The following is a 15,713-nucleotide window of genomic DNA, read 5'->3' on the forward strand; positions in this document are numbered from 1 at the left end:
CGCCCTTTTTTTTGGAGAACTGAAATGGAAATGAGTCGCGAAGAACTGGAGAACATGGGCAAGGACGAGCTGTTGGCCTACGCCAATGACTCCCAGGGCCTGAATGTCCCGGTTCGCTCGAGCAAGGCCGACGTTATTGCCGCCATCCTGGGCGAAGACGACGGTGCGGAAGCGAAACCGGACGAACCCCTTTCCGATGCCGAGCAGGCGGCAGCGTCCAAGGACGCCAAGCGCGTCAAGATCAAAATCAGCCAGGGCCCCGGTGCCGATGGCGATGCCCCCGTGAAGGTCGGTGTCAATGGCCGAATGTATGTGATCAAGCGCGATGCCGAGGTCTCGGTGCCCCGCAGCGTGCTGAACGTCCTGCGCCTCGCCAAGCAGACGGTGATGACGCAGAACGGCACCAACCCCGACGGCACCATCCGTTATGCCGAGCGCAACATCCCGCGGCATTCGGTTGAGGTGATCGGGTAATGCAGGCCTCGGTGATCGTCAACCGCGCGGCGCAGATGCTGCTGGACGAGTCCGGCCGCGTCTGGCCCCCGGAACAGCTGCTGGGTCACCTGAGCGCGGCGCAACGTGCCGTGGTCAAGATCAAGCCGCAGGCGCTCACCGAGACCACTGTGATGCAGTTGCAGCCCGGGGCCAAGCAAGAAGCCCCGGGCCTTATTCTCCACCGCGTCACGCGCAACATGGGCACCGACGGGAAAACCCCCGGCCGGGCCGTGCGGCGCGTGGACGAGGCGATGCTGACCCGGTTCAACCCGAACTGGGCGGCTGACCGCAATGCCCGCGACAGCGTGCAGCACTGGATGCGCAACGACCAGGAGCCGCACGTCTTCTACGTGGACCCGCCGAACACCGGCAACGGCCACGTCGAGGTGAACTACGCGGCGGCCCCGGCCGAGCTTTCCAGCGAGACCGACGAACTGGCCCTGAGCGACGACTGGGAGCCGGCGCTGACGCACTACGTGATCAGCGCAGCCCTCGGCCAGGAGACCGACGGCCAGAGCTGGCAGGCCAGCCAGATGCACCACGAACGGTTCCTGCAGCTGGTCACCGGCTCCGCCGAGGCCAGGATGCGCTGGGATCCGACCGGCGCCATGAAGCGCCAGCAGGGAGCCACCCATGGTTGAGATCGAGCAGTTCCTTCCGGACGTGCTGCCGGAGGTGCCCGGCTGCCCGGAGCCCATGGCCGAGCGCCAGATCCTCGACGCCACGATCCGATTCTGCCGCGACACCTATGCCTGGCAGGCGGAGATCGACCAGCTCCGCATTCCGGAGGGTGGCCGTGATCGGTTCGAGTTCGGCCTGGACTTCATTAACACGGTCAACGGGTCCGATCTGATCGCGCTCACCCAGGTGGGCGACCAGGTATTCACGTTCGACGGCCTGAAGCTGCGGGTTCCGCACGCCAGCGCCGGTGACCGCCTGCCGATCCGGGCCGCTCTGCAGCCCGAGCGCAGCGCGAGCCGTGTGCCCCGACTCCTGTACGACGACTACCGCGAGGCGATTGCCGCGCAGGCGCTGTTCCGCCTGCTGCTGCAGTCCCGGGCGGAGTGGGCGAACCCTGAGCTGGCGGGGGTATATCGCCAGCAATACGAGCAGGCCGTGGTGGAGGAGCGGGTGCGCATGGCGCGCGGCCATTCCACACAGCCGGGCCGAATCCAACCCCAAGCCTTTTTCTGAGGAGACCTGCCATGGGTGCAATGAGTAACTACCTGGAACAGCGCATGATCAATGCCACGCTGCGCGGCGACAACTTCACGGCGCCGAGCGTGGGCGATCTTCACTTGGCCCTGTTCACCGATGACCCGACCGACGAGAACGAGACCGCCAACGAGGTCAGTGAAAGCTGGTACTCGCGCAAGCCGACCGGCTCGTTCACCAGCCCCAGCGTGGACGGTGAGGGCCGAACCCGCACCGATAACGCCGGTGCCATCACGTTCGACGCCGTGGATGACTCCGATCCCGAGCACACCATCACCATCACCCACGTCGGGATCTACGATTCGTCCTCGGCCGGGAACCTGCTGTACCACGAGGCCCTGAACACGCCCAAGACCCTGGAAGTCGGCGACGTGATCTCGTTCGCCGTCGGGTCGCTGATCGTCCGCCTCGACTGATCGGGTAGAGCATGTTCAACGCATGGCGGTTTAACGGGGCGACGTTTGCGGGATCGTCCGCAGGCGTTCGCGTCCGCTTTGCCGCAGCCACATTTGCGGCGCTGGCCACCGTATCGGTGGCGGGCGTGGCCGACCGTGCCGGCGCGGCCAGCCTGGACGGTCAGGCTGGGGTCGAGCCCACGGTCATGGCCTTTCGGGCTGGGGTGGCCCATGCGCACGTCCTGGCCACCTTTGAGCCGGGGCGACCGTGGGATCTTGCCGAATCGCACCTGTTCGGCGTCACGCAGGCTGAGGCCGACGGGTTCCGGATTGGCGCCGGCGTGGCCGAGCTGGACGGGCGCGCGTTCGTCGAGCCGACCGATGTTGTCTACAACACGACGGCGACGCTGGATGCCAGCACGTCGGTCGAGGCCGGCGGCCACAAGATCGCTGATGGCGGGGTTGCATTCGCGATCGAGGCAACGGCGGATGTCACGCCGTGGCGTATCCGCAATGCGCGCTCGGATGCCCCGATACTCGCCGCCCTGCAGGCCGAGGCCTATGTCTACCGTGCCGGGGTTGGGGATCTGTCGGGACACGCCGAGGCGTACTGCTACGCGCTGATCAACGGGGTTCACGAGTCGTATCCCGAGCTGGTCGCCCGGTCGTCCATGTCGGCGTCCGGCACCCGCGAGGCGCGGTCCCCCGTCGAGGCCGGCGTGCATGCCACGCTCGAGGTCGAGCCAGTCCCCTGGCTCGGGTCGCAAGTCGAGGGCTATGTCACCGCGCAGATGTTCGCAACGTGGTGGACCTTCATCCCGACCTTCGCGGATGTGACCACGGCCGGGAGCACCATCGACGCGCAGCCGCACGTCATCCACGCAGGCGCCTCGGACTTTGCCGCTCAGGCCACTGGGGTCGCGGTCTGGTCGCGCCGGGTTGAGCCCTCGGTGCTGTTTGCCGAGGCGGCGGCACTGGCCGAGTCGAGGCCATGGCGTATCCGGCACTCGGTTGCAGATCACCGCGTCTACGGCACGTTCGACCCGAACGGCTGGCGGATCACGTTCAGCGAATCCGACTTCGATGCCCGCGGGCTCAGCGAGGCCCGCGCCTTCGTCAACTTCACCAACGATGCGCCGGTCTGGCGCTCCATGACCGTGCCCTGGGAGGACCGGGCCATGGTCGTGCCCTTCGAGAACCGAATCATGGTGGTGCGCTGATGGCAATCCTCGGCACGTTCACGATGCAGCCCGCCGACGAGTGGGACTACGACATCGACTACTCCGAATGGCTGACGCCCAGCGATGGCCTGTCCGACCAGGTGGCCCCCGAGGTCACCGTGGAACAGGAGGGCCTGGAGATCGAGGCCGTCATCCGCGACTACGAAAACCGCCGGGTCAAGATCTGGATCTCCGGCGGCGTGGACGGCGAGCGGTACAAGGTCGAGGTCACCACGCGCACCAGCGAGGGCCGCACCCGGCAGGACGAGTTCTACATTGTCGTGAGGGACTTCTAAATGGGCGAGATCTACGCCAACAACGCGGCGGGCAAGCTCGCCACCGCGATCACCGATGCGGATACCACGCTCGAGCTGGAGCCGGGGCATAACCTGCCGTCACTGGGCGCCGAGGAGTGGTTCCGCCTGACCCTGTACCGCTGGGAGTTCTTCGCCGAGGGCATCCGCGAGTTCGATCACGAGGTCGTGCGGGTGACGGGCGTATCCGGCGACACTCTGACGGTCGAACGCGCCCTGGAAGGCGGTGCACAGGAATTCGACGCCGGCACCAACGCCGAGCTCCGACCGACCGCCAAGACCTTCGAGAAGATCCGCGAGGACGCAGCGAGCGAGCTTTCTGGGCACAGCACCCGCACCGACAACCCCCACGGCGTCACGGCCGAACAAGCCGGGGCCGACCCCGAAGGCTCGGCTGCCGCGGCCGAGTCCGCCGCCAACACCTACACCGACTCCCACGCCTCCGAAACCTCCACCCACGGCGCTCCGGCCTATGCGCGGCTGGTGCATAGCAGCAGCCTGATCCGCGAGGCTGTGGAGGCGCAGCGAATGGGCCTGACCCGGCAGCGGCTGATCCGCAAGGATGGTGCGGGAACGCTGGAGATTGATCGGAAGATCACCGGGGCTTCGGGCGACGCTACGGGCTGGAATCCTGAATCAGAAGATGACGGCACGGTTGGGTCGCTCGCGCTGGGAGACGACATCTATATCTACTGGGCGGATGGACAACTGGTCGCCAGCCGAAACGATGACGGCCCTGACGGTGCGACGGACTGGCTGATGCTGGGCGGATTCCACTACGGGCGCGTTCGCCCCTTCAGCGAGGCATACAACGCCAGCTTCACCTGCCCCATCGAGATCATCCCGAACGCTGTGTGGGATCAGATTGTGCGCCCGCGTTGCAATCCAACAGGCATGGTTGAGGTGATCTCAGGAAGTGTCTGGTGGGGCATTTATCTTGCGTCCGAAGGGCCGGAATCGTGGCCCGAGACGACAATCCGCTCGGCATATGATGTGGCACCGATCACGGGGCAGGATGGGTACACCTACTTTGATTTTATCCGGCTCTCGGCAAACTCCGGAGGGCGCGTCATTAGGGGGTATGGTGAGTTCCGATCGGGGTCTTATGGAGTCCCCCAAGGTGCTACGGGACTTTCTGCCGGGTCTTTCGCAAACACAGGGCAGCACGCCGACTACGGATTCGATTGTGTTTCTTGTCTTAACGTGGATCAGCCGTCTGGAAACGCATGGCAGACGACCGCCGAGTATTTCGACAGGGACAGCGACTCGGCTTGGAGTGATGACCTTAATGTCGGCAGGGATAGCAGCCACGATGTAGGTGAATGGCGAGGCGGTGATTTGTCTTTTTCCTTGGTCGGCGGCGGGAGTCCGGAGACAGACAAGGCAGGAGCAGGGTGCATTATCACATCCTTCTCCCCTTGGGGGGTGGGAGGGGCATCGATCCGCTTTGCCTGCGATTCTCTGTAGAGGGTATCCAACGATGACTCGTTCAAATCTTCAAGAAGCACTGAGCTCACTTCGCCCACGATTTCGGGCGGGTGGGCAGCTAGGTTCCAGCTCAAAAGACGCTTTTGATTCTCTTGTGTGGCACGACTACGGCGAGGGTTTCACGAGCGCCCCGTCATGGAGTGAAGTCGAGGCCACGCTATCGCAAATATCCGATGAGCGCGGCCACTCCGAACTACTGGCACAGATCGCAGAGATGCGATGGCAACGCGAGACGGGCGGCACAGCGCTGAACGGTATCGAGATCAGTACGGATCGGCAGTCTCAAGCGCTGATTACGGGCGCGTTCTCCAGCGCGAAGGATGCTCAGGAAAACGGCGAGCCGTTCACGTTGCAGTGGAAAGGCCGGGCTGAATGGGTGCAGCTCGACGCCGATCAGGTAATCGAGATGGGCCGCGCGGTGCGCTCGCATGTGCAGGCCTGCTTCGACCGCGAGAAGGAGCTGGCCGATGCGGTGGCGGACGACACCTTCACCGAGTCCATGCTGGACGAGGGGTGGCCGGAATGATTCGCCAGACGCTCAAGATCGTCGAGCTGACGGCAGTGATGGTGCTGCCGGTCGCGATGGTGTTCGCTCCGGCGTCACCCGCCGCAGCCGCGATCACGACCGCCGCGACGTTCCTGCTGGCGATTGCGACGTTCTACCTGTACGCCGAGGCGATGCGCCTCAAGCGCCGCCGTGACCGAGGCGAGCTGTCGCTGTGGCACTACCCGTGGGCTTTCGTGGTGCTCGGGATCGGGCTGCCGTTCGACGCCGCCCTGAACCTCGTGGCGGGTCTGTACTGGCGCGAGATTCCCCGCTGGCGCTCCGGCGAAATCCTGCTAACCGACCGCCTACAACGCTGGGTAGACGACGAGTACCACCCCGCACGGCAGGAGTGGGCGCGTGACGTGTGCGCGGTGCTGAACATCCACGACAAGGGGCACTGCTGATGCCGTTTTCGATCCTGTTCATGCGGCGCCGGGCGATCCGGCTTATGAGTCTGGACCCCAGCGCCACGGAGATCATCACGGCAATGGCGATGGCGGGCTGGGTCATTGGCGCCCTGTTTGGATCGATCTGGCTTGGCCTCGGGATGGGCGACTGGGCCAGTTACGAGCTTGTCGCGAAAGCCATGCCCGAGTGGGCCTGGGTCACGCTGTTTGCTGTGACTGCCGGGCTGCAAGCCCTCGGCGTGCTGGCGGATGATCGATGGCTTCGGCAGACGGGCGCAGTGCTGGCCTGCTTTTCGCTGTTCTGGCTCGGCGTTCTGATTCTTCAGGCGGTTATCTGGCACCCGGTCGCATGGGTGTACCTGACGCTGGGCGTGGCCAACGCTTGGGCATGGGTTCAGATACCAAAGCACACGAGCGGATAGAAAGGGGGCGGCGTGGAATGGGCGGCTGCACTCTGGAAGATCGTCTCGACGCAGGATGTAGGGCTCCTCGGCATCGTGATGGCTGCCGGCGCAATGATCGCAATGAAGGTGCTCGACTGGCGCGGACGCCGGGCGTTGCGCCGCGACGAGCTTCAGCACCAGCGGGACCACGAGTACAACGAACGGCTCGACGGACAGATCCGGGCCGTTATTCAGGAACGGGATGTCTGCAAGCAGCGGGTGGCCGAGCTGGAGTCATTGGTCGGCCAGCACACCATCGAGATCGCGGAGGCGCGAACCGAGGTGCAAATTCTGAGGAAGTCCCTGGAACTCTGCGAAAGCCGGTGTAACCGGCTGCAAGCAATCATCGACGGGGAGCATAGCGGATGAGTGATATGCGCGAGATCAATCAGATCATCATTCACTGCGCCGACACGCCGCCTTCGCTCGACATTGGCGCGGACACGATCCAGAAGTGGCACGTCGATGGAAATGGGTGGCGCGACATCGGCTATCACTACGTCATCCGTCGTGATGGCACTGTGGATTCGGGCCGACCGCTGGAGCAGGCGGGCGCTCATGTCCGCGGGCAGAACGACGACAGTATCGGTATCTGCCTGGTGGGCGGACAGCGCGAGCAGACCAGCCAGCCCGACAGCAACTTCACCGCCGCCCAGTGGCGTGCGTTGGAGTCCCTGGTCAAGCAGCTTCAGCGGGATTTCCCGGGTGCCAAGGTGAGCGGGCATCGGGACCATGACAACAGCAAGGCCTGCCCCTGCTTCGATGCCAAGGCCTGGGCGCGAGGGTTGAGTGATGCCTGAGCATCCAGATCCGGAACGACTGTGGCGGCATCGGCGACGGCTGGTGTACGGCTCCTGGGTCGCCATCCTGGTGCTGATCTCTGCCGTTCTGGTATGGCCTGAGCATGTCCAGCCGGCTGAGCCAATCATCCAGTCCGCGCTGTACGTGCTGGGCCTGCATGTCGTGGCCTATTACGGCACGGCCGTGGCCGAGGCATTTGCCGGGAGGGGCAAGCGATGAATCTGTGGCGATGGGTATCCAAGGGAACCGGTGTCGTGATCACGGTCCTGCTGGCCTTGCTGTACCGGGCGCAGCGACAGCGTGACCGCGCCGAGGCCAAGGCGCAGCGCAAAGAGCGCAAGGCCAATGCCCTGGAGGCAGGAACCGAGCAGCGGCGCCGTGCAGACGAGGCGAGCCAACAGGCGAAGGAGGATGGGGATGAAAAGGTGGAAGAAGCTCGCAAGCGGGCTCGCGCTGGCAGCCGCGATCATTTCGAGTAGCGGATGCGCGACGACGGAGTACGTCTACGTTGCCGAGCCGTTGCCGCTGCCGGATCGTCCAGCATTGCCCCGAATTGCGGCCAGCGATCTCGAGTGCCTGACCGACGAGGCCTATGAGCGCCTGGTCGAGCGCGATGCTCTCCAGGACACGCATATCGAACGCCTCAAGGCGATTATTGAATCTACCCACCAGCCCGGCGAGAGCGAGGGTCGCTTTCAAATCTGGAGGCCCTGATGGCGATCTATGTCCCGATGTTCGCGGGCGCCAACTACAAGGCGGAGCCGCACCTGCTGGAGGAAGCGCAGGGCCAGGCGGCTACCAACTGCTTCTTTGAGAACGGCGCACTCAAGTCGTTCCACGAGCCGAAGCATGAGGACACCCCGGACCCGGGGTTCGAGATCCAGTCCCTGTACCGGTTCGCCGATGCCTTCTGGTTCCTGTGGGGCGATGACGTGGACGTGGCCGGTGGGCAGATTCCCAGCGATACCGAGGCGCGCACCTACTTTACCGGCGACGGCGTGCCCAAGATGACCTATGCCGCGATCGCCACGAGCGGTTCAGGCCCCTATCCGTCCGTGACCTATGACCTGGGCGTTCCCGCGCCGGATACGTCGCCAGGCGCAACCGTGGCGGGCGACCCGGACGACGAGGACGACATGGAGGAGTCGCGCGCCTACGTGGTCACGTTCGTCTCCGAGCTGGGCGAGGAGGGGCCGCCTTCGCTGCCGACCGGCCTGGTGGCGGTCAAGCCCGGTCAGGTGGTCGAACTGACCGACCTGCCGTCTACGCCTGGCGGCAACCGAAACGTCACCGCGATCCGGATCTACAGAACCGCCACCGCCGCAGGGGACGCCGACTATCAGTTCGTGACCGAGTTGGCGAGCGGCACCGAGTCGTACACCGATGACAGCCCGGACGAGTCACTGGGCGACACCATGCAGACGCTCGAGTGGGATCCGCCGCCGGAGGACATGGAGGGTTTGGTCGCCATGCCCAACGGCGTGATGGCCGGGTTCCGTGGCAAGGATCTGTGTTTCTCCGAGCCGTACCGGCCGCATGCCTGGCCGGTGAGCTATCGGCTGCAAACGGATTTCCCCATCGTCGCGATCTCCGCCTTCCAGGGAGGCCTAGTGGTGGCGACCACGGGTACGCCCTACGTCGTCAGTGCCACGCACCCGAGCGCGGCCAGCATGGAGAAGATCGAGCGCCCGGTGGGGTGCGCCTCAAAGCGCGGCATGGTGGACATGGGATCGGCCGCGATCTTCCCGACGGCGGACGGCCTGATGATGGTCGCGCCCGGCCAGGCCCCGGTGATGCTCAGCAACCCGGTGATTACCCTGGAGCAGTGGCGGCGTCTGAACCCCGAGACGATCCACGCCTACCGCTGGCACAACCGCTACGTCGCGTTCTACGACGGCGAGGATGGCCCCGGCGGGTTCCTGATTTCGCCGCAGGGCGACCAGCTCACGTTCATCGACCTGTACGCCACGGCCGGCTATGCCGACCCCGAGACCGGCGACCTGTACCTGGCGGTGGATGGCGACATCGTGCGCTGGGATGCCGGCGACGAGCGCATGGTCTACCGCTGGGTATCCAAAGTGTTCCTGCAGCCGCAGCAGCGCGCCATGACCACGGTGCGCGTCGATGCCGAAGCCTACCCGGTGACGCTCAAGGTCTACGCCGATGGCGAGGAGGCCGACACAGTGGACGTGCTGGACGACCGCCCAACGCGCATCGCACCCCGGCGCGGCAAACGCTGGTGGCTGGAGATTGAGGGCCAGCAGAGCGTGCGCATGCTGTCCGTCGCGCAAAACGTGCGGGAGGCAGCATGACGCGCCGGCGCTACCCCGCAATCCCAGGCGACCTTGGACGGGGCACCATCGCCAAGCTCAAGGAGCTGGCCGAGATCTGGAGCGGCGACCGCGGCGACCGGCTGGACCGCGTGGCCACGCTGCGCGACCTGGTCGAAAGCGGCATTGGCCGCGTGACTGGATCCGGATCATTGACCGCCGCCGTCAGCGAGGAGCCCGCCGCGCGCGTCGGCCCGCTGTCGAGCCTGCAGGCCAACTCCGCCGTGCAGAACATCATCCTCGAGTGGGCCGGTGCCACGCAGGCCGCCTATGCCTACGCCGAAGTCTGGCGCAGCGAGGAGGACAACCTGGCCGACGCCGTACTGATCGGCGCCAGCCGGGCGTTCATGTTCACCGACCCTGTGGGTCCCGGTGAGGGGTTCTATTACTGGGTGCGCGCGGTGTCTACCACCGGGCACCCGGGGCCCTTCAACGCGACGGCTGGCACCTATGCGCAGACGCCCCCTGACATCGAATACGTGCGCGACCGCCTGACCTCATCGGACTGGCAGCAGAACACCGCCTACCAGTCCTATCAGTACGTGAAAGCGGGAGACCTACGGGCGCGCGTCCTCCAGCCAGGAACCTCGGGGTCATCGGAGCCCAGCTGGCCCAGCGAGGCCGGCGAGACGGTGACCGACGGATCCGTGGTCTGGGAGACCGTATCGCCCAACGACTCCGTGCCGTTCACGGTAGGGGAGGTCGATGGCGAGCCTGCCGTAGCGATCGAGACCGCATTCATCCAGGACGCGGCCATCACCACCGCCAAGATCCAGGATGCGTTCCTCGACAACCTGACGGCCGCTAAAGGCACCCTTTCGATGGCCAGAATCCAGGAGGGGGACATCTTCAACCTGGCGGTCGGGAACACGATTCAGTCGTCGAACTGGCCGTCAGGTGGGTTCCGGCTTTCGCGATCCGGGAACATGGAGATACGCAGTTCATCTTCCGGCGCCAGGCTAACGGTCGAAAACGACGTGATAAAGGTATTTGATTCTTCCGGGAGGCTCAGAGTGCAGATTGGGAATTTGTCCGCATGAGCTACGGCATCCGAGTGTGGGGCGATGGCTGGGTCTATGACACCAGCAACCTGAGCTGGATGGTCGCCGACGCGAACTGGATCGTCAGGAGCGATCGCAATGCAGTGAGGAGCTACCCGCATCTGGCTGGATATGGTTTTGAAGCGAAAGTCCTTAGCATTCCGGAGTATGACCCGTTTGATGCCCGGACGATATGGAACCTGCTGCGGCACAAGGTCACCGTGAGCTATTCAGGTGGGTATCCGACTGTGCATCTCGAGTCTGAGTGGAGCCAGGGCGCCGGCGCAGATACGGGTAGCTGGCAGATCGAGCGATATACCGTGCGCGTCCCTGTGCATATTTATGTCTTTGTGAGGTAGCGATGGCTTTCGGAGCTCGCTTTGTGAACGATGAGGGATCGTTCTTCATCAATGACTGGACCCGGACGCTTTATTTCATTGGTAGGGCGTCGGTACTGAGAACAGAAAATCTACCGCATGGATCTGTTCGTCGTGATGTCCTCATCCGGTATGGGATCAGCTCACCAACCCCCCCGGTGCCCTTCGTTTATGAGCCCAATCATGGCTGGAACATTCACGCGATCTATGAGCGCCAACCGGGACAGTGGGAAATCTATGTGATGACTTCCCAAGACGCCAGCCCCACAGTTTACTGCTTTAATACGCACTCAAGTGCTGCGAGCGGCTGGGGCATGATTGTTTGGGATGGAAACGGTATTGCGACATTTGATTCTCGGAGGAGGCCGATGCAACTACGCGGTGTCGGTCGAGTAGAAATACCCCCGTTGATATGGAATTCGTTTCGAGAGACGAGCCATGGTGTATCAGGTTTATCTAAGCCGGCCATGCATGCGTCTGCTGCGGATTTCTGGACAGAGTATTCTTTTTTCTCTGGGGACACCCTGTTTAGGGCGCCGTCAATATCCATAAACCGTACCTCTATTTTTTCCGAGTGGTCGCCGGCAGCTCTTTATGATGAGGAGGTCACCCCTCAACAGTACGTGCCGGCAGGTTTCGATGCGCCCATCATCGACGGAGCCGACTACGACTAGGGCGACAATCGCTGATCATTCTGCTACCCTGATACCAAAGTCGAGAAGTCTGCCCGAAGCCCGCCCTGTGCGGGCTTTTCGCGTTTCTGGAGGTCTGTATGGAGTTCGATTCGGAGGAGTGGCGCCAGGAGCGCAACCGCCGTCTGCATGAGTGGGTTCAGAACGAGGACGCCGTGCGCTTCATCCTGGACTGGGCGGATGCCTGCGAGCTGTTCGACGACATCGTGGACCGCGACAAGGCGATCCCCGAGGAGCATGCCGTGCGCGTGCTGTTCAACGTGTTCACCGAACTTCCCGTCAATCCCTTCTTCGACCGGTTCAAGTACCAGCTGATCCCCCTGCTGGTGACCGGGATCAATGCCTGGCTGGATGCCAACACACTGGAGCGCGGCTCGGAGAGCGAGCGCGTGTTCGCCTACGTGATGCGCGATTACTACATGGAGTTCGTGTCGTTCGTGATCTACCTGACGCGCGGGCGCGACGTGATGCGGGCCCTGTCCATGGAGATCCGCGAGTTCTTCACGCACCACGAGACCCTGAACCAGTACCTCGAAGGGCTGGAGGAGCAAGACCAATGAGCGGCGGCGGTGGCGGCAGCAACGAGATGAAGGCGACGGACGAGGAGCGCGAACTGTCGCGCATCGCGGTAGATCGATGGAACGACTATCAGTCGCGACTGGCCCCGTTCGAGGACCAGTACATGCGCCAAGTGCAGATGACGCCCGGCGATCACCAGCAGGCCCGCGGCCAGGCTGCGGTGGCGACCGAGCAGGCCTTTGCGCCGGCGCGCGAGCAGGCCGAGCAGCAGATGTTCGACGCAGGCGTTCGCCCCGGCAGCGCGGCCCACACGCTGGGCATGGGGCAGCTGCGGCAAGACCAAGGGCATATCCAGGGCGTCGGCGTTGGTGAGGGCCACCTGGGCGCGCAGGCGGCGCACATGGCGGGCCTGCAAAACATCGTCAACATCGGCCAGGGCCAGGCGGCGGATGCTCAGGCCGGGCTGGGTCAGGTCGCGGCCAGTTCCGCGGCGGACGCCCAGCACCGCGCAGGCATTGCGGCTCAGAACCGCGCCGGTCGCCAGCAGCTGGCCGGAACGCTCATGGGTGCGGGTACGCGCTACGGCATGGAGCGTCTGGGCGAATGACGACCCACCGAATGACCCGGGGCCACCTGGGCATCGCCCCGTTCTTCGGGCTCTGAGGAGGCAACGATGCCAACCCAACTCAATTACAACAGCGAGACCGGGCAGTTCTACGCGCCCTCGCAGGATAACCAGCAGGGCTATGGGTCCAGCTTTCAGGATCCATGGAATCAACAGGCTGGGCAAGCCGGATCGGGTGACACGGCGTTCTCTATCTCGGACTCTGCCCGCGACGCCATTTTCCGGGAACAGCAGCAACAGCTGATGAGTCAGCAGGCGCCTGGGAGCGTCGTCGAGCGCAGCGGCGTGATGTACGCCAACCAGCCAAGCCATACGCCGAACCTGCTGAGTCAGCGCGGGGACGCCCGCGACAACATGGCGCAGGTCCACCGCAGCATGTGGGAGGACTATCAGCGCCGGTTCATTCCGGCCGAGAACGCCCTGATGGCTTCGGTGGGCAACCACGGCGAGGGTCTGGATCGCGTTGGATCGGCCGTGGACCAGCAGTTTGCCAACCAGCGGGCCGAGCATATGCGCGGGCTTTCCGGGTTCGGGATCGGCATGGACGCGGATCAACAGGCCTCGTTTGACCGCACGCAGGCCGTCAACCATGCATCGGCCAAGGCCGGGGCCCTGAACACCGCCCGCATGGGTATGCGGGACCGCGACCTTGCGGCCATGGCCGGCGGCCTGGGCACCCTGGCCCAGCAGCGCCAGAACCCCGGGCAACCGTAGGAGGACACGAACATGGCGGGATTGATCGGCCTCGGCCAGAACTACCGCAACCAGGCGATGCAAGGGCTGCAGCAGGCATCGGAGATGGAGCAGCGGCGCGAGCACATGAACGACCAGATGGAACAGCAGGAACGCCAGCAGCGCATGAGCATGGTCGGCACCGGCGCGGCATCCGGCGCGATGATCGGCATGCAGATGGGCGGCGCAGCCGGCCCGGTTGGCGCAGTGATCGGTGCCGGCGTCGGCTGGCTCGCCAGCTCGGTATTTTAAGGAGCCACAGACATGGCAGGACTAGGCGGACTCGCAGCGGGATTTCAGGCCGGTTTCGGCATGATGGACCGGCACTATCAGAACCAGGCGAACCAGGAGCAGCGGCAATGGCAGCGCGAGCGCGCGGAACAGCAGGACGCGCGCCAGGCGCAGCTGCATGATCTGCAGGTGGGCGAGTACGAGCGCCAGGATCAACTGCGCGGCCTGAACGCGCTGCGCCACCAGATGCAGCATTCGCCCGACACGGTGGACCCGGGGCAGCACGAGATTCTGCGCAACCCGGTCATGCAGCAGTTCAAGGAGCGCACCAAGACCGACCCGGCCAAGTTCTTCGACCCGGAGAAGCGTCAGCATACCGAGCAGGCTGTGCAATGGTTTGAGCAGATGGCCAGCGGCCAGGACAACCGGCGCCCGGTCGAGGTGATGAATGACCCGAACACCCTGGCGGCCTCGCAGGTGCTGCTGGATGAATTGGTCAACGAGAACCTGGGCGAGACCATCGAGCGCGACGGAAAGACCTACACCATCCGCAACAAGCGAATCTCCAGCGTGGTGCCCGACCAGTCTGGCCAGGGCGTGCATGTAGGGCTCACGGTCGAGGCCGAGGGACCGGATGGGGAGATGGTCGAGTACGAGGCCCCGATGACCGAGGGCCACAGCGCCCGTGACGATCTCGTGCTGGACGTGCCGATCGACAAGGTGATGCAGCGTGTGCAGGGCCACAAGGCCATGCTCGAGGGCACGCGCCAGGTGCAAGATCCACAGGAGGCTATTCGCCTGATCGAGTCCGAGATCCTGAAGCTCGGCGGCGAGCTTCCCGAGGCGCAAGGGCGTTTCGAGATGCTGCAGGACGACCAGGGCAACCCGATTGCCCAGCGAGGGCCTGATGGCCGCATGCACGATCTGCCGCAGTCCATGCGCCCGGGTGGCGGTGATTCCGCCGACTGGCGCCGCCTCAATGACGGCTCGCTGTTCAACCAGCGCACCGGCGAGGTTCGCCAGACCGGCGCTGGTGGTTCTGGCACGGTTGGGGCCCCTGGAACGGAGGCCCCCAGCAGCGTTTGGGCACAGATGCGCTCGGACTACAGCAACCGCTACGGCCTGGACGCCGAGCAGATGATGGTGATGCTGCAGACGCACGGCGAGGACGCCGTGAACCAGTACATGGAGGAGCGGGCTGGCCCCAATGTCCCGAACCTCATGGACTTCGCGCGCGAGGAATACGGCATCGACCCGGCGACGGGCACGTTTGTCCGTGACATGCGCCCGCAGTTCCAGGGGCAGGCTGGTGGCCAGCAGGGCATGCCGCAAGGGAGTCAGGGAGACCCGCAGGGTGTGCCTCAAGGCCAGCAGTCCCCGCAGGGTCAGCAGGGCATGCCGGGCCAGCCTGGCGGACTCCCGGGCGGCGCGTTCGATCGCATGATGGACGATCTGGGACCGCTGGGTACTGCCGCCGCAGCGCAGCGCGGACCGCAAGAACCGCAATCCGAGCCGCCGGCCGTCGAGCCGCTGAGCTTTGGTGAGCGCGAGTCGAGCGAATCACCGGGTGGCGTCGATGTTCCGCCCTGGGCCAACCCCGAGAATGCCGTCGAGATGTCCGGTTCTGGTCGCGGCCTGTCCGGTGGCGCCCGCCTGAATCGCGATGTGGAGCGCGCAGCCCCGTACTTCGAGGCGCGCGCCGAAGGTCGCGATCCTTCCCCGGGCGCCTTGGGCATGGCCGTGCGGGCCGCCCGCCAGGGCCTGCTGTCGCCAGAAGCCGAGGCCGACGTGCGCGCCATGGCGCGTCGGTATGCCGAGCAGAAAGAATCCCAGCAGCGTTGA

The 15,713-nt window shown here is 64.7% G+C and carries 24 protein-coding genes; all 24 read left to right on the plus strand.

Annotated elements, in window-relative coordinates:
* Positions 1-24 precede the first annotated feature (24 nt).
* Entirely contained in the window at positions 25-474 is a 450-nt protein-coding gene (locus C995_RS0111780; RefSeq protein ID WP_018865124.1) for a hypothetical protein, read from the plus strand.
* Positions 474-1,136, plus strand: a complete 663-nt coding sequence (locus C995_RS0111785; RefSeq protein WP_018865125.1) for a DUF6682 family protein — start codon at positions 474-476, stop codon at positions 1,134-1,136. The genes C995_RS0111780 and C995_RS0111785 overlap by 1 nt, the downstream gene beginning before the upstream one ends.
* Positions 1,129-1,689, plus strand: a complete 561-nt coding sequence (locus C995_RS0111790; RefSeq protein WP_018865126.1) for a hypothetical protein — start codon at positions 1,129-1,131, stop codon at positions 1,687-1,689. The genes C995_RS0111785 and C995_RS0111790 overlap by 8 nt, the downstream gene beginning before the upstream one ends.
* 11 nt (positions 1,690-1,700) lie before the next feature.
* A complete protein-coding gene (locus C995_RS0111795) occupies positions 1,701-2,126 on the plus strand; it encodes a hypothetical protein (protein ID WP_018865127.1) in 426 nt (141 codons plus the stop codon).
* 11 nt (positions 2,127-2,137) lie between these two features.
* Positions 2,138-3,325, plus strand: coding sequence for a hypothetical protein (locus C995_RS0111800; RefSeq protein ID WP_018865128.1), 1,188 nt, complete (start codon positions 2,138-2,140; stop codon positions 3,323-3,325).
* Positions 3,325-3,621 (plus strand): hypothetical protein, encoded by a 297-nt coding sequence (locus tag C995_RS0111805; protein ID WP_018865129.1) that lies wholly within the window; start codon positions 3,325-3,327, stop codon positions 3,619-3,621. The genes C995_RS0111800 and C995_RS0111805 overlap by 1 nt, the downstream gene beginning before the upstream one ends.
* Entirely contained in the window at positions 3,622-5,106 is a 1,485-nt protein-coding gene (locus C995_RS13680; protein ID WP_018865130.1) for a hypothetical protein, read from the plus strand.
* A gap of 217 nt (positions 5,107-5,323) precedes the next feature.
* On the plus strand, positions 5,324-5,653 hold the full coding sequence (locus C995_RS14440) for a DUF4376 domain-containing protein (protein ID WP_369771654.1): 330 nt from the start codon (positions 5,324-5,326) through the stop codon (positions 5,651-5,653).
* Positions 5,650-6,078 (plus strand): hypothetical protein, encoded by a 429-nt coding sequence (locus C995_RS0111820; RefSeq protein WP_018865132.1) that lies wholly within the window; start codon positions 5,650-5,652, stop codon positions 6,076-6,078. The genes C995_RS14440 and C995_RS0111820 overlap by 4 nt, the downstream gene beginning before the upstream one ends.
* Positions 6,078-6,503, plus strand: coding sequence for a hypothetical protein (locus C995_RS0111825; RefSeq protein ID WP_018865133.1), 426 nt, complete (start codon positions 6,078-6,080; stop codon positions 6,501-6,503). The genes C995_RS0111820 and C995_RS0111825 overlap by 1 nt, the downstream gene beginning before the upstream one ends.
* Before the next feature lie 12 nt (positions 6,504-6,515).
* A complete protein-coding gene (locus tag C995_RS0111830) occupies positions 6,516-6,893 on the plus strand; it encodes a hypothetical protein (protein WP_018865134.1) in 378 nt (125 codons plus the stop codon).
* Complete coding sequence (locus C995_RS0111835; RefSeq protein ID WP_026279092.1) at positions 6,890-7,324, plus strand: N-acetylmuramoyl-L-alanine amidase; 435 nt, start codon at positions 6,890-6,892, stop codon at positions 7,322-7,324. Before C995_RS0111830 ends, C995_RS0111835 begins: the two co-directional genes overlap by 4 nt.
* On the plus strand, positions 7,317-7,544 hold the full coding sequence (locus C995_RS14260; protein ID WP_018865136.1) for a hypothetical protein: 228 nt from the start codon (positions 7,317-7,319) through the stop codon (positions 7,542-7,544). The genes C995_RS0111835 and C995_RS14260 overlap by 8 nt, the downstream gene beginning before the upstream one ends.
* Positions 7,541-7,804 carry a hypothetical protein gene (locus tag C995_RS0111845; RefSeq protein WP_018865137.1) on the plus strand — a complete coding sequence of 88 codons (264 nt, stop codon included), beginning with the start codon at positions 7,541-7,543 and terminating at the stop codon, positions 7,802-7,804. The genes C995_RS14260 and C995_RS0111845 overlap by 4 nt, the downstream gene beginning before the upstream one ends.
* Positions 7,743-8,039 (plus strand): hypothetical protein, encoded by a 297-nt coding sequence (locus C995_RS14265; RefSeq protein WP_026279093.1) that lies wholly within the window; start codon positions 7,743-7,745, stop codon positions 8,037-8,039. Before C995_RS0111845 ends, C995_RS14265 begins: the two co-directional genes overlap by 62 nt.
* On the plus strand, positions 8,039-9,637 hold the full coding sequence (locus C995_RS0111855; RefSeq protein ID WP_018865139.1) for a hypothetical protein: 1,599 nt from the start codon (positions 8,039-8,041) through the stop codon (positions 9,635-9,637). Before C995_RS14265 ends, C995_RS0111855 begins: the two co-directional genes overlap by 1 nt.
* Positions 9,634-10,695, plus strand: a complete 1,062-nt coding sequence (locus C995_RS0111860) for a hypothetical protein (RefSeq protein WP_018865140.1) — start codon at positions 9,634-9,636, stop codon at positions 10,693-10,695. The genes C995_RS0111855 and C995_RS0111860 overlap by 4 nt, the downstream gene beginning before the upstream one ends.
* Positions 10,692-11,054: a hypothetical protein gene (locus C995_RS0111865; protein WP_018865141.1), complete on the plus strand. Its 363-nt coding sequence runs from the start codon at positions 10,692-10,694 to the stop codon at positions 11,052-11,054. Before C995_RS0111860 ends, C995_RS0111865 begins: the two co-directional genes overlap by 4 nt.
* A gap of 23 nt (positions 11,055-11,077) precedes the next feature.
* Positions 11,078-11,746, plus strand: coding sequence for a hypothetical protein (locus tag C995_RS14270; protein ID WP_156015524.1), 669 nt, complete (start codon positions 11,078-11,080; stop codon positions 11,744-11,746).
* A 98-nt stretch (positions 11,747-11,844) separates the two neighbouring features.
* Positions 11,845-12,324, plus strand: coding sequence for a hypothetical protein (locus C995_RS0111870; protein ID WP_018865142.1), 480 nt, complete (start codon positions 11,845-11,847; stop codon positions 12,322-12,324).
* Complete coding sequence (locus C995_RS0111875; protein ID WP_018865143.1) at positions 12,321-12,890, plus strand: hypothetical protein; 570 nt, start codon at positions 12,321-12,323, stop codon at positions 12,888-12,890. The genes C995_RS0111870 and C995_RS0111875 overlap by 4 nt, the downstream gene beginning before the upstream one ends.
* Positions 12,891-12,956: 66 nt before the next feature.
* Positions 12,957-13,622, plus strand: coding sequence for a hypothetical protein (locus C995_RS0111880; protein WP_018865144.1), 666 nt, complete (start codon positions 12,957-12,959; stop codon positions 13,620-13,622).
* 12 nt (positions 13,623-13,634) lie between these two features.
* Positions 13,635-13,892 (plus strand): hypothetical protein, encoded by a 258-nt coding sequence (locus C995_RS0111885; RefSeq protein ID WP_018865145.1) that lies wholly within the window; start codon positions 13,635-13,637, stop codon positions 13,890-13,892.
* 12 nt (positions 13,893-13,904) lie between these two features.
* Positions 13,905-15,713 (plus strand): hypothetical protein, encoded by a 1,809-nt coding sequence (locus C995_RS0111890; RefSeq protein WP_038081045.1) that lies wholly within the window; start codon positions 13,905-13,907, stop codon positions 15,711-15,713.

Source organism: Thioalkalivibrio sp. ARh3 (assembly GCF_000377265.1).
Lineage (GTDB): Bacteria > Pseudomonadota > Gammaproteobacteria > Ectothiorhodospirales > Ectothiorhodospiraceae > Thioalkalivibrio > Thioalkalivibrio thiocyanoxidans.